Below are 13,261 nucleotides of genomic sequence, written 5' to 3'. Positions count from 1 at the left end.
CATGCCCACGGCATTCCCGCCGGTGCGTCGCTGTCCCTTATGTATGTTCCGTCCTGTTCCCGGATTTGACGGATCGGGACAGAAGCTTTACATTTCGGGACATCTGCGGGAATGGCCGACAGGAACTGGTCGCATGACCGACCTCATTCGCAGCGCAGGCCTGAGCTACTACCCGGAGGTCGCCCGGTCGGTCGGGCTCGACCCCAAGCAGATGATGCGCAAGACGCGGCTACCGCTGGCCGTGCTCGACGAGCCTGACACCCCCATCGCCGTTGCAAGTCTGCGTCGCTTGCTCGAAATGTCGGCGGAGGAATCCGGTGTCGACGATTTCGGCCTGCGCCTCGCCGAGCGTGGCGGGCTCACCAATTTCGGTGCGGTCGGCCTAATCGTGCGCGAACAGGCGACGGTTGGCGAGGCCATCGAAGCGTTCTCTCGCTTCATCCATGTCTATCATGACGGCATGAAGCTCGAGATCGTCAGGGACAGGCAGACCGTGGCGGTCAGATTGCATCTGCGGGGGCGGCGACCGACCGCGTCGCGCCAGTCGATCGACATGGCGCTGGGCAGCGTCCACCGTATCATCCAGTCACTGTTCGGCAGCGATTGGCGGCCGCAGCAAGTTCACCTGCGCTACCCGCCTCCGCACGACCGCAAGCGCTACCGCGACTTCTTCGGCTGCCGCGTGATCTTCAACGCGGAGGAGGATGCGATCCTGCTGTCGGCGCACGACATGGAGCGGCGGATTCCAAGCGCGCATCCCCTGATCGCGAGCTACTTGCGCAAGCGCATCGAGGCGATCGAAACCCGGCCGGCAAGCTGGGACGAGAAGGTCGACGAGGTCGTGCGCAGCCTGCTCGCGACCGGCGACTGCACCGTCGAGCGCGTGGCCGAGCATCTCGCCTGCACCCGCCGCACCATCCACCGGCATTTGGCCGCATCGGGCACCAGCTTCTCGGCCATCCTTGACGCGCAGCGCGCCGATCTCGTGATCCAGCTGATCGGGGACCCCGGCCGGCCGCTGGCGGATATCGCCGCACAGCTCGGCTTTTCCGCGCAGAGCGCCATGGCCCGCTGGTTTCGCGGCCGCTTCGGCTGCACCATCACCGATTGGCGCAAAGGCGCGCGCCCGCTGGCGCAACCCGCCGGCGCATCGTCGGCCAGCGCGGCCTAGCTCACACTCAAATTAGGCGTGCTCGAAGGGACCGACTTCGCGGATAACCTTGCAAATCTGCAAGAGGCCGCTGGCATAGAATTCGGCATGCCCGCGCTTCATCGCCTCGATGTGTTCCGGATGCGTACGCCAAGCCTCGAGTGCGCCCTCCGACGCAAAACGAAACACGGTCAGCTCCTCGCCATCCTCGGCCTTGAATGACTTAACCGACTGAAAGCCTGGCATGGCGCTGACAATATCGTACATGCGCTCGCCCAGTCGATCATACTCCTCAAGCGGAACGCCATCCCGCAGCTTTAGACCGCCAATCACAACGACTTCGCCGATCATTTTCGATCCATTCCTCAATCGCTTTTCCGCGCCAAGCTAACAGCAGACGCAGCTCGAAAGATAGTTTCGGATCGACCACGACGTTTGTTACGCCGGCAAGAAATTTCAACGTGCCGGGGCCGCCACGCCCATGATGGCGAGCGCGCGCCGGGGATTGCCGGCAAGCAGCGGGCCGAACGCGGCGGCAAAGCCGAGGAACGCGACGATCCAGCCACAGGCCGCGATATGCAAGAGCACATCGCTATGAGCGGGCAGCAGCACCGCGGAGACCCGCGCCAGCGCGGCGACGATGATCGCAGCGTAGATGCCTTGCGTGACGGGTGAGGCCGTCAACGCCTGCCCGGTATGGCCGAGGCTTGCGCGCGTCATGACAGCAAGCGTCATGATACCAGCCGCCCCCGTCATCCAGGCGTGAATGCCGGCGCTCGGCGGCAGCACGCCGAAGCCGGCCAGGGCGTTCAGCAGGAAGCCTGATGGCACGAAGACGTAACCGACGTGAAGGATCAGCAGCAGCCGCTCGCCCGCGGTGCGGTCACCGGCCCAGCGCGCAAGCCGCACGAGGTGCAATGCGCCGACCAGCGCCATGACGGTGCCGGTGATCATGTTCAGCGGTTCCACGATCCACCCGATCAGCGCGAGCGCGCTCAATCCGATCACCGCGCCATCAAAGCGTCCGAACGGCACCGGCAAGCGGCCGGTGTTGAACTTGACCAGCCAATTGCGGGTGAAGCTCGGGATGATGCGGCCGCCGATCAGCGAGATCAGCAGCACGACCACGCTGATCCCGACGCGAATGCCGACATCGGCCGCGCCTTCATAATGTGCTTCAAGATGGAAGGCGACATTGCCTGACAGCAGCAAGAGCACGAGCACCACCACCGGCAAATTGCGCCAGTTGCTGCCCGCGATGATCTCGCGGGTTGCGGCCGCGACGACCAGCGCCAGGAAGGCGGCGTCGACGACAAGCGCGACCGCCCAGCCGATCTCGGCGGACAGTGCCACTGCGACACGCCCTGCGAGCCAGACCACCAGCAGTGCCCCAAGTGACCCGCCCTGGATCGGCAGCCGCCCGGTCCAGTTCGGGATCGCCGTGAACAAGAAGCCCGTGATCACCGCGGGCAGGAAACCATAGAGCATCTCGTGGACATGCCAGTCCCGCGGGGCGAAGGCCGACGTCACCGACAGCTCGCCATAGAACATCGGCAGCCAGACCAGTATCGACAGCCCGGCCTGGATCGCAGCGAACAGGAAGAAGGGCCGGAAACTGTTCGCAAACAACGGCCAGCCCGCAAAATTACGGGATCGGGCACCAGCCATAGGGCAACTCCTGTGAACTCAAGTTGTTGTCTGGAAAAATACTGCCGTCCGCCTCGCTGATTTTGCGCTATCGCAAACTGCAGGGCGATTGCAGGTGCCATCACACTCCCTGATGCCAAGGAGGCAGAATGGCCAAGGTCGACACATCGCTGGTTGCGCATTTGCCGCTGTTCTCAGGCGTCAAGCCTGACGATCTCGACGAGATCCTGCGCGAGGCCCGTTCAGTGCGGTATCCCAAGAACACCGCCATCTTCGAGCAGGGCGCGGACGCGCAGTCCTTCTTCCTGCTGCTGCACGGCCATGTCCGCGCGGCCAAGACCACGCCGACCGGCGAGCAGATCGTGGTGCGCTATGTCGCGCCCGGCGAGACTTTCGGGCTCGCGATGGCGATCGGCGCCGCGCGTTACCCGGCGACCGCCATGGCGGTCGATGACAGCGTGGTGCTGATTTGGCCGACCTCGGCTTGGCCGCGGCTGATCGAACGGTTTCCCGCGCTCGCGGCGAATACGATGCAGACCGTCGGCAAGCGGCTGCAGGAGAGCCATACCCGCATCCTGGAAATGTCGACCCAGCAGGTCGAGCAGCGCGTTGCGCATGCGCTGCTGCGGCTCGCCAACCAATCCGGCAAGAAGCTGGAGCACGGCGTCGAGATCGACTTCCCGATCAGCCGCCAGGACATTGCCCAGATGACCGGCACCACGTTGCACACGGTGAGCCGCATCCTCAGCGGCTGGGAGGGCCAGGGGCTTGTCGAGAGCGGCCGTCAGCGCATCATCCTGCGCGAACCGCACCGGATCGTCGTGCTGGCCGAGCGAAGCCCGGACGGCGGCGCGGCGTAGCTATCCGCTCCCTCTCCCCGTTCTTACGGGGAGAGGCGAACACAAAAATTAGGAGTGAGGGCGCTTTCGCTTGCGGCGAAAGCACTCCCTCACCCGGGAATCCGCGCGCCCCCCGCGCAGATTCCGATTCCCCTCATGCCGGCACGCAATCGCCCAGCGCAGACAGGAATTTGTCGCGGTCGATGCCATGCTCGCGGCAGGCGTCGTCTACGGTGTGGAAGGTTGCGATCGGACAGCCAACACAGGCCATCTTGAAGGCGAGGAACACGCGGATCGTGTGCGGCGCCGTACGCATGATGTCGTCGACCAAATCGTCAGATCGGAAAGGCATGGACAACTCCGTTCCGAATTGAAGATAGCGGAGGTGGCCGGATTTTCTTTGTTGAAGCGCAAGCTGATCGCTGCTTCTCGGCGCGCGGCGCGAGGTGAATTACACCGCCCGGCTATGCAACTGCTTTCCAGGATCCAGATGCGCATCGAACGCGGCGGCGACGCTGCGGACCAGGAAGCGCGAGTCGTTCGCAACCGCAATACGGTCGCCCTCCAATCTCACCACTCCGTCGGAGATCAGTGACTTCAGCCGCGGGGCCGACCGCAACATCGCCTCCGGCTCTACGCCATGGCGGGCGCAGATGTCGCCGAGATTGACACCGAACTCGCACATGATCCGCTCGATGATGTCGGCGCGCAGCCGGTCGTCGTCGGTGAGCCGATAGCCCTTCGCCGTGGCGAACCGGCCATCCGCGATGCTGTGCTGATAAGCGCCGATCTGCACCGCGTTCTGAACGTAGCCCTGCGGCAGATGCCCGATCGCGCTGGCACCGAAGCCAAGCAGCACCTCGCCCTGGTCGGTGGTGTAGCCCTGGAAATTGCGCCGCAGCGTCCCCTGCTCGAAGGCCACGGCCATGGCATCATCGGGACGCGCGAAATGGTCGAGGCCGATCTGGACATAACCGGCCTCCTTCAGCGCGTTGGCGATGGCGCAGGCCTGGTCGTGTCGCGCGAGGCTATCAGGCAGATGACTCTCATGGATCATGCGCTGATGCTTCTTGAAATCAGGCACATGCGCGTAGCCGAACACCGAGAAGCGGGCCGGCGCGAGCGCGAGCGAACGCCGCACCGTGTCCAGACAGGACGCAATGGTCTGATGCGGCAGGCCGTAGATCAGGTCGAAATTGAGTCCCTTGATCCCGGCATTGCGGAGCATGTCGACGACGGAAGCGGTCTGCTCATAGCTCTGCACGCGATTGATCGCGCGTTGCACGGTGGGATCGAAACTCTGCACCCCGAGGCTTGCGCGGTTGACGCCGGAGAGCCGCATGGCCTCGACCATCTCTGCAGTCAGAGTCCGCGGGTCGATCTCGACCGCAATCTCAGCCGAGGGCAGCACGAAGAAGGCACGGCGCATCGTCGCCATCAGCTCGGCAAAAGCATCCGGCGCCATGATCGTCGGCGTGCCGCCGCCGAAATGGATGTGCTCGACCTTGATACGGCGACCGATGGTCTCGGCGACCTGCGCGATCTCGCTACACAGCGTCCGCTGATATCCCGCAATCAGTCCGTCACGGCGGACGATCTGGGTATGGCAGCCGCAATACCAGCACATCTCGCGGCAGAACGGCACGTGCAGATAAAGCGACGCACTGACGTCGCCGGGAAGCTCGGACAGCCAGCGCGCATAGGTCTCGGCGCCGATGGCCGGCGAAAAATGCGGAGCGGTGGGATAGCTCGTGTAGCGCGGCAGACGCTCCTCGCCATAGTTGGCTGCGAGATCGATCCTCATGTCTTACCCATTCGTAAATTGATGCCGCTGACGGTCGCGGCGGAATCCGGATGGCATTAGATTACCCGTTTCCCGCATGATGACCTTGCGCTTGCTCAAAGTCCGAGCGCCGGATTGGGCCCATGGTAATGTTTGATCATCGCCCCCTTGGGAGATAGGCCATGGCGCCGTTCGCGCTCGATCTCATTCTCTGGCTTGCCGATATTCGCGGCCATATCCCGCGCTTCGATGACTTTCGTCCCGTTCCCGTCGCGCCAGCCACCGGCGCAGGCAAACTCATGCGCGTGCTGGCCGTTGGGGCCACCGTGCTCGCCGGACTCTCGCTTGCAGTCTGGGTCGCGATCGACTTTCTCTGATCGACGCGACGGATCATTCACGATCGAACGCAACTGAACATGCGAATGATTTGCCGTTGACGCGGCTGATGGCGCGACTCGTGTTGCGTGACTTGCCGTCGCGCCTTTCGTACCTCCGATCCTTCGGCAACCCTTAGGGAGTTTACCGGAGGCGAATCCGGCAAAAGCTTGTCGCAGCGCAAACACTCTTGCCGCAACAGGCGCACACTGCATCCGTCATCAAAACCATTTCAGATGAAGGATGCTTCCGATGTTCACCCGCAGAGCCGCATTGATCAGTGCCGCCGCGACCGCCTTGATGCTGGCAGTGCCCGCCTTCGCGGCCGAGGATCTCAAGTTGCCGCGCCAGAAGGTCGAGCTGGTCGCGCCGCCCTTCGTGCATGCGCACGAACAGGCGACCAAGCAGGGTCCCAAGATCCTCGAGTTCACGCTCACGATCCAGGAGAAGAAGGTCGTGATCGACGAGAAGGGCACCACGTTCCAGGCCATGACCTTCAACGGCTCCATGCCTGGTCCGCTGATGGTCGCGCATGAGGGTGACTACGTCGAAGTGACGCTGGTCAATCCCGCGACCAACACGATGCCGCACAACATCGACTTCCATGCCGCGACCGGCGCACTCGGGGGCGGCGCGCTCACCCTGATCAATCCCGGCGAGCAGGTCGTGCTGCGCTGGAAGGCGACGCGGACCGGCGTATTCGTCTATCACTGCGCGCCGGGCGGCCCGATGATCCCTTGGCACGTCGTCTCCGGCATGAACGGCGCCGTGATGGTGCTGCCGCGTGACGGCCTCAACGACGGCAAGGGCCACGCGCTGAAATACGACAAGATCTACTATATCGGCGAGCAGGACATGTACGTGCCGCGCGACGAGAAGGGCAATTTCAAGTCCTACGACTCGCCGGGCGAAGCCTTCACCGACACCGAAGAGGTCATGAAGAAGCTGACCCCCACCCATGTCGTGTTCAACGGCAAGGTCGGCGCACTCACCGGCAAGAATGCGCTGACCGCCAATGTCGGCGAGAACGTGCTGATCGTGCATTCGCAGGCCAACCGCGACAGCCGTCCGCATCTGATCGGCGGCCATGGCGACTATGTCTGGGAGACCGGCAAGTTCTCCAACCCGCCGGAAACCGGACTCGAGACCTGGTTCATCCGCGGCGGCTCGGCGGGAGCTGCGATGTACAAGTTCCTGCAGCCCGGCATCTACGCGTATGTCACGCATAATCTGATCGAAGCCGCCGACCTCGGCGCTACCGCGCACTTCAAGGTCGAAGGCAAGTGGAACGACGATCTGATGACCCAGGTGAAGGCGCCTGCAGAAATACCGCCCGCCAACACCAACTAGAGGTGAGAAGGGGCCGGCGACGACCGGCCCCTTCTTCTTTCGGGGGACGACCATGCTGATTGCATTCAAGCTCAAACTGGCACTGGCCTGCGCCGCCGGCTTCGCAGGACCGCTGGCTGTCGCACCGCTGGTTTCCGAGATGACGACGCGCGGCACGCTGGGCGAGCCTGCGATCGTCGAGATCGCCGCGGGCAGCTTCGCTTATCGCGAGGCCGGCGACTTCACGCGGGCCGGGCAGCAGGCCGAGGCACCGCTACGTGCGTTGCAGTTCACGCACCCGCTTCACATCATGCGCGAGCAGGTCTCCTCGGCCGACTACCAGCTTTGCGTCCAGGACGGCGGGTGCCACGCGCTCGATCGCGACGCGGCGATCGCACCCGATCGTCCCGTCGTGCAGGTGAACTGGCACGATGCGCAGGCCTATGCGGACTGGCTGTCGCGCAAGACCGGCCATCATTACCGCCTGCCGAGCGATACGGAATGGGCGTTCGCCGCGGGCTCCCGGTTCAAGGATGACGGCGTGCCGGTCGACGCGAATGATCCGGCGAAGCGCTGGATCAGCCGCTACGAGCGCGAATCCGAGCGCGATCTCTCCGACACCACGGCTTATCCGTTCGGCAAGTTCGGCTTGAACGAGCGCGGCGTCTCCGATCTCGCCGGCAATGTCTGGGAGTGGACCTCAACCTGCTTCGTGCGCTCGCGTGTCGACGCATCAGGCAGCGCCGCCCGGCCCACGGTGAATTGCGGCGTGCGCGTCGCCGAAGGCGCGCACCGCGCCTATGTCACCGACTTCATCCGCGACGCCCGCGCTGGCGGCTGCGCGCAGGGCGTACCGCCCGCCAATCTCGGCTTCCGCCTGGTGCGGGAGGAACGGTCGTGGATGGCGAGCGTGTCGGCACGGTGGAGCAAGGTGTGGCCTGTACGATCTTGACCGATGGCACCGGGAGCGCGCTCGGGCCTCTCCAATGTCGTACTGGCCTAGTGCGCAATTGCGTACCAGGTCAGGACGAGACCGGGGATGTGGAAGCGACCTGCTGCCTCACGACTTGCAGGGCGCCAAACAAAAATGGCCGGGACGAAGCCCGGCCATCCTGATCGTTCGTAATCGCGACCTTACGTGTTCTTCAGCGCGACGCGGAATTCGGCCTCGGTCTTGGCCTTGACCTCGTCGAGCGTGACGCCGTCGGCGAGCTCGATCAGCGCCATGCCACCGTTGCCATGCTTGTCGATAGTGAAGACGGCAAGATCGGTGACGACCATATCGACGACGCGCTCGCCGGTCAGCGGCAGGTTGCACTTCTTCAACAGCTTGGCACCGTCCTTGGCGGAATGCTCCATCACCACGACGACGCGCTTGACGCCGGCGACGAGGTCCATCGCGCCGCCCATGCCCTTGACCATCTTGCCGGGAATCATCCAGTTGGCGAGATCGCCGTTCTGGGCCACCTGCATGGCACCGAGGATCGACAGATCCATGTGGCCGCCGCGGATCATGCCGAACGAATCGGCGCTCGAGAAATACGAGGTCGAGGGCAACTCGCTCACGGTCTGCTTGCCGGCGTTGATCAGGTCGGCGTCCTCTTCGCCCTCAAAGGGGAACGGGCCCATGCCGAGCATGCCGTTCTCGCTCTGGAGGCTGACATCCATGCCGTCGGGGATGTAGTTCGAGACCAGCGTCGGGATGCCGATGCCGAGATTGACGTAGTAGCCGTCACGCAATTCCTTCGCGGCGCGCGCAGCCATCTGTTCACGGGTCCAGGCCATCAGACTTCAACTCCAGTGCCGGCCGCCGGCGCACTCGCTGAGCGCGGACGGGTGTTGCGGAATTCGATGCGCTTCTTGGCCGTGCCGACCTCGATGATACGCTTCACGAAGATGCCGGGCGTGTGGATGTGATCAGGATTGAGTTCACCGGCCGGAACCAGATGCTCGACCTCGGCCACCGTGATCTTGGCGGCGGTCGCCATCATCGGGTTAAAGTTGCGCGCAGTCTTGCGGTAGATCAGGTTGCCGGCGGTGTCGCCCTTCCAGGCATGCACGATGGCGAGGTCGGCGAACAGGCCGCGCTCCATCAGATACTTCTCGCCGTCGAACTCCTTCACTTCCTTGCCTTCGGCAATCAGCGTGCCGACGCCGGTCTTGGTGTAGAAGGCCGGGATGCCAGCGCCGCCGGCGCGGATGCGCTCCGCCAGGGTGCCCTGCGGGTTGAATTCCAGTTCCAGCTCGCCGGCGAGGAATTGCTGGGCGAACAGCTTGTTCTCGCCGACATAGGACGAGATCATCTTCTTGATCTGCCGGGTTTCAAGCAGGCGGGAGAGGCCGATACCGTCGACGCCGGCATTGTTGGAGACGACCGTCAGCCCCTTCACGCCGGAGTCGCGGATCGCATCCGACAGCGCCTCGGCGATGCCGCAGAGGCCGAAGCCTCCCGACATGATCATCATGTTGTCCCTGAGAACGCCCTCAAGAGCCGACTTGGCGTCGGGATAGACCTTGTTCATGCAAAAAACCTCAACTGAAGCTGCGGCCTGAAGGCGTCGCGCCCTATTGGCGGCGATTATTAGGCGAAATCGTCCGAAGCCGTCAATGATACGGGGTTCTCCGCTCCGAGCGCCGGTGCTAGAAGCTGCCCACGCCGTGGGCAGACCCGTCCGCGGCCTTGAAAGCGACAAGAAAACCCATCAAGTTGCGGCACTTAACGTAACAAGACTTGTAACCTAACAAAGGCTTGGGCGTGGGGCGCGCAGGTTTCCCGGCCCGCCCTCTGGCTCCAACGACCAACCCGATCAGGACATGCCATTGACCATGGCCCAAGGAATGAAGCGCCTCGGGACGCCGATCGCGGCGCTGCTCGGCGTCGCGCTGATCGCCCTGATCGCGACTTCCTGGCTCATCAACCGCGACGCGCTGCGCAAGGCGGTGGAAGCGCAGATCCGCGACGTCACCGGGCTCGAGCTCAATGTCGCGGGCAGCATCGACATTTCCGTGCTGCCGGCAAGCTATATTTCCTTCCATGACGTTGGCCTCAAGGGCGGCGGCACCAGCGACCCCGCGCTCCATGTCGACGTGCTTACCGCCAATCTCCGCCTCCTGCCCCTGCTGCTGCAACGGTTCGAGATCGCCGACCTGACGCTGCTGCGGCCGCACATCCATGTCAGCCTGAAGCCGGATGGCGAGAGCAACTGGACGCCCTTCATCCAGACCATCGCGCGGACGATGAAGCCCGGCGCCGACAACCAGGTCTCGTTCTCCGAGATCAGGATCCAGGACGGCGTGCTCAATTACGAGGACGCCGCCACGCACGCCACCGAGAAGTTCGAGGACATCGACCTGTCGCTGGCCTGGCCCTCGATCTCGCGCTCCTTCGCCGCGACCGGCCAGTTCGACTGGCGCGGCGAGCGCGTCGACGGCTCGATAGGCTTTGCCGACTTCGTCGCCGCCCTGTCGGGCGACCGTTCCGGGCTGAAGGCGCGGATCGCGAGCGCGCCGCTCAAGCTTGCCTTTGACGGCAGCGTCGCCAACCGCACCAGCCCGATGATGGAAGGCACCCTCACGATCGACAGCCCATCCTTGCGCAACGCGCTGCGCTGGACCGGGCAGCCGCAGCCCGGCAGCGGCGGCTTCGGCCGCTTCACGCTGAAGGCGCGCGCCAATGTCGTGGGCGCCTCGATCGCGCTCACCAACGTCAATGTCGAGCTCGACGGCAACGCCGCCGAGGGCGTGATGACCTATGCCAATAACGGCCGGCAGACGCTGCAGGCGACGCTCGCCGCCGATGCGCTCGACTTCACGCCCTACATCTCGACCTTCCGCCTGCTCGCGAGCGGCGCGCGCGACTGGAACAGGCAGCTGTTCGACCTCAATGGCCTCTCCACCACCGACCTCGACATGCGCCTGTCCGCAGCCAGGCTGACGGTCGGCCCGACCAAGCTCGGCCGCACCGCGATCGGCGCCAATTTGCGCAACGGCACGCTGGCGCTCTCGGTCGGCGAGGCCCAGGTCTATGGCGGCATCGCGAAGGGCTCGTTCGGCATTGCGCGCTCCGACACCGTCGCCGACATCAAGGCGCAATTCCAGTTCACCGACGTCGACCTCCAGGCCTGTGCCACCGAGCTGTTCGGCCTCAACAAGCTGTCCGGCCGCGGCAATATCAGCGTGTCCCTTGTCGCCTCCGGCTCGAGCCCGTTCGGCCTGATGCAGTCGCTCGACGGCACCGCAACGGTGACCGGGCATGACGGCGCGATCTCGGGCTTCAACGCCGAGCAGCTCTTGAAGCGGCTCGAACGCCGGCCGCTGTCCGGCGGCGGCAATTTCCGCAACGGCACGACGCCCTATGACAACCTCACCATTGCGGTGAAATTCGCCGACGGCATCGCCACCGCCGAGGACATCCGCATCGAGGGGCCTTCGGCGAAGATCACGCTGACCGGCACCGCCTCGGTGCCGACGCGCGAATACGACATGAAGGGCGTGGCGAGTCTCAACACGACGTCAGGCTTTCAATTGCCCTTCATGGTGCAGGGTCCCTGGGACGATCCGCTGATCTTCCCCGATCCCGAGGCCCTGATCCGGCATTCGCCTGCCGCATCTCCCTTCCTCGACCTGCTGAAGCAGCGCATCACCGGCGGCGGAAAGCGACCGCCATCGGCTGAATCGCCGACGGCCGAGAACGCCAAAGAGGGCGCGAAGTCCAACTAAGCTGCCGATCGCGTGGTCGCGAGCCAGCTCTTGTCCTCACGCACCGTCCCCTCGCCGATTTTCGTTCCGGTCGAGGTTTCGCCCTGCCCCAGTTCGCGCGCCAACACCTCGCGGTCACAGGCATTCTCCCACAGCGAAACGGCTATGGCCGCGACACAGTTGCTGATCATGCTGGTCAGGGCCCGCGCTTCCGACATGAAGCGGTCGATGCCGACCAGCAGCGCCACGCCGGTCACGGGCAGATCCGGCATGACGGACAGGGTCGCGACAAGCGCGACGAAGCCGCTGCCGGTGACGCCGGCCGCCCCTTTGGACGTCAGCAGCATCAGTCCGAGCATTGCCGCGATCTGCCCCCATGACAGGTGAATGTCGCAAGCCTGCGCGATGAAGATGGAAGCCAGGGTGAGATAGATGGCGCTGCCGTCCAGATTGAACGAGTAGCCCATCGGCAGCACGAGTCCCGACACGCCTTTCCGGCATCCGAGCTGCTCCAGCTTGCGCAGCGCGCCGGGCAACGCCGGCTCCGACGAGGACGTGCCGAGCACGATCAGCAATTCTTCCCTGAAGTAGCGGATGGTCCTCCACAGGCTGAAGCCGTTCAGCCGTGCCAAAGTCCCGAGCACCACGACCACGAAGACGGAGCAAGCGACGTAGAAGGTCAGGATCAGCAGTCCGAGCGAGCCAATCGAGCGGACGCCGTAGCGTCCCACCGTGAACGCCATGGCGCCGAAGGCCCCGAGCGGCGCGAGCTTCATGACAAAGCCGAAGGACACAAACAGCACGTGCGAGAACGAGGCGATTGCCTTGGTCACCGCGGCGCCGCCGTCACCGGCACGGCTGAGGCCAAAGGCGATCAGGATGGAGACCAGCAGGACCGGCAGCACTTCGCCGTCCGCGAACGCTCCGAAAAACGAATGCGGGATGATGTGGAGCATGAAGTCCGCAAATCCGGTCGCAGCCGCCTGCTTGGTGAACTTCGCAGCCACCGACGGATCCAGCGTACTGACTGAAACATGCATGCCTACGCCCGGCTGGATCAACGAAACAGCCATCAGCCCGGCCAGCAGGGCGAGCACGGTCAGCAGATAGAACAGCGCCATGGATTTCACCAGCGTGCGACCGACCTCGCGGGAATCGCTGATGCTGTTGATGCCGCTGACGATGGTGCAGAACACGATCGGTGCGATCATCATCTTGACCAGCTTGACGAAGCCGTCTCCGAAGGGCTTCAGCGCGGCGCCGAATTCGGGCCAGACATGGCCCGTGACGACGCCCAGCATGAGGCCGATCAGGACCTGGACGTAGAGGATCCGGTAGAACGGCTTCCGCGCCTGGGCGGTCTCGTCTCCAACCCGCGCTTCCCTGTGCATTCTCGCTTCTCCCATGACTCTGATTTTATGACTCTGATTTTCTTGATGG

Annotated in this window: 13 protein-coding genes; 6 read left to right on the top strand and 7 right to left on the bottom strand. The window is 64.2% G+C overall.

Going from position 1 to position 13,261, the window contains the following annotated elements:
- Nucleotides 1-133 precede the first annotated feature (133 nt).
- Complete coding sequence (locus XH89_RS06525) at nucleotides 134-1,171, top strand: AraC family transcriptional regulator (protein WP_194466284.1); 1,038 nt, start codon at nucleotides 134-136, stop codon at nucleotides 1,169-1,171.
- Nucleotides 1,172-1,183: 12 nt separating this feature from the next.
- On the opposite strand, the gene XH89_RS06520 is transcribed toward XH89_RS06525, so the two are convergent.
- Together XH89_RS06520 and XH89_RS06515 are read right to left on the bottom strand one after the other, a co-directional pair.
- Nucleotides 1,184-1,501 (bottom strand): antibiotic biosynthesis monooxygenase, encoded by a 318-nt coding sequence (locus tag XH89_RS06520; RefSeq protein WP_194466283.1) that lies wholly within the window; start codon nucleotides 1,499-1,501, stop codon nucleotides 1,184-1,186.
- Between the two features lie 105 nt (nucleotides 1,502-1,606).
- On the bottom strand, nucleotides 1,607-2,818 hold the full coding sequence (locus tag XH89_RS06515; protein ID WP_194466282.1) for an NnrS family protein: 1,212 nt from the start codon (nucleotides 2,816-2,818) through the stop codon (nucleotides 1,607-1,609).
- 128 nt (nucleotides 2,819-2,946) lie between these two features.
- On the opposite strand from XH89_RS06515, the gene XH89_RS06510 reads away from it, so the two are divergent.
- The gene (locus tag XH89_RS06510; RefSeq protein WP_194466281.1) at nucleotides 2,947-3,657 is read left to right on the top strand and encodes a Crp/Fnr family transcriptional regulator; all 711 of its coding nucleotides are present in this window, start codon (nucleotides 2,947-2,949) and stop codon (nucleotides 3,655-3,657) included.
- Nucleotides 3,658-3,790: 133 nt separating this feature from the next.
- Here the strand turns inward: XH89_RS06510 and XH89_RS06505 are convergent, their stop codons facing one another.
- Complete coding sequence (locus XH89_RS06505; RefSeq protein WP_194466280.1) at nucleotides 3,791-3,988, bottom strand: DUF1858 domain-containing protein; 198 nt, start codon at nucleotides 3,986-3,988, stop codon at nucleotides 3,791-3,793.
- Between the two features lie 99 nt (nucleotides 3,989-4,087).
- Complete coding sequence (hemN, locus tag XH89_RS06500; RefSeq protein ID WP_194466279.1) at nucleotides 4,088-5,440, bottom strand: oxygen-independent coproporphyrinogen III oxidase; 1,353 nt, start codon at nucleotides 5,438-5,440, stop codon at nucleotides 4,088-4,090.
- A 161-nt stretch (nucleotides 5,441-5,601) separates the two neighbouring features.
- On the opposite strand from hemN, the gene XH89_RS06495 reads away from it, so the two are divergent.
- The 3 genes from XH89_RS06495 to XH89_RS06485 all read left to right on the top strand — a co-directional run bounded on the left by XH89_RS06495 (nucleotide 5,602) and on the right by XH89_RS06485 (nucleotide 8,075).
- Nucleotides 5,602-5,796: a hypothetical protein gene (locus tag XH89_RS06495; RefSeq protein ID WP_194466278.1), complete on the top strand. Its 195-nt coding sequence runs from the start codon at nucleotides 5,602-5,604 to the stop codon at nucleotides 5,794-5,796.
- Nucleotides 5,797-6,046: 250 nt separating this feature from the next.
- On the top strand, nucleotides 6,047-7,144 hold the full coding sequence (nirK, locus tag XH89_RS06490) for a copper-containing nitrite reductase (RefSeq protein WP_194466277.1): 1,098 nt from the start codon (nucleotides 6,047-6,049) through the stop codon (nucleotides 7,142-7,144).
- Between the two features lie 52 nt (nucleotides 7,145-7,196).
- On the top strand, nucleotides 7,197-8,075 hold the full coding sequence (locus tag XH89_RS06485; protein WP_194466276.1) for an SUMF1/EgtB/PvdO family nonheme iron enzyme: 879 nt from the start codon (nucleotides 7,197-7,199) through the stop codon (nucleotides 8,073-8,075).
- 182 nt (nucleotides 8,076-8,257) lie between these two features.
- On the opposite strand, the gene XH89_RS06480 is transcribed toward XH89_RS06485, so the two are convergent.
- Nucleotides 8,258-8,908, bottom strand: a complete 651-nt coding sequence (locus XH89_RS06480; RefSeq protein ID WP_194466275.1) for a 3-oxoacid CoA-transferase subunit B — start codon at nucleotides 8,906-8,908, stop codon at nucleotides 8,258-8,260.
- On the bottom strand, nucleotides 8,908-9,645 hold the full coding sequence (locus tag XH89_RS06475) for a CoA transferase subunit A (protein ID WP_194466274.1): 738 nt from the start codon (nucleotides 9,643-9,645) through the stop codon (nucleotides 8,908-8,910). The genes XH89_RS06480 and XH89_RS06475 overlap by 1 nt, the downstream gene beginning before the upstream one ends.
- A gap of 304 nt (nucleotides 9,646-9,949) precedes the next feature.
- Here XH89_RS06475 and XH89_RS06470 point away from each other — a divergent pair, with 304 nt between their 5' ends.
- Entirely contained in the window at nucleotides 9,950-11,842 is a 1,893-nt protein-coding gene (locus XH89_RS06470) for an AsmA family protein (RefSeq protein ID WP_194466273.1), read from the top strand.
- Here the strand turns inward: XH89_RS06470 and dctA are convergent.
- Entirely contained in the window at nucleotides 11,839-13,212 is a 1,374-nt protein-coding gene (gene dctA / locus XH89_RS06465) for a C4-dicarboxylate transporter DctA (protein ID WP_194466272.1), read from the bottom strand. The genes XH89_RS06470 and dctA overlap by 4 nt on opposite strands.
- Nucleotides 13,213-13,261 lie beyond the last annotated feature (49 nt).

This window comes from Bradyrhizobium sp. CCBAU 53340, assembly GCF_015291645.1.
Classification (GTDB): Bacteria; Pseudomonadota; Alphaproteobacteria; order Rhizobiales; family Xanthobacteraceae; genus Bradyrhizobium.
The sequence above is the reverse complement of the archived record's forward strand: the minus strand, read 5'-3'. Positions and strand labels throughout refer to the sequence as shown.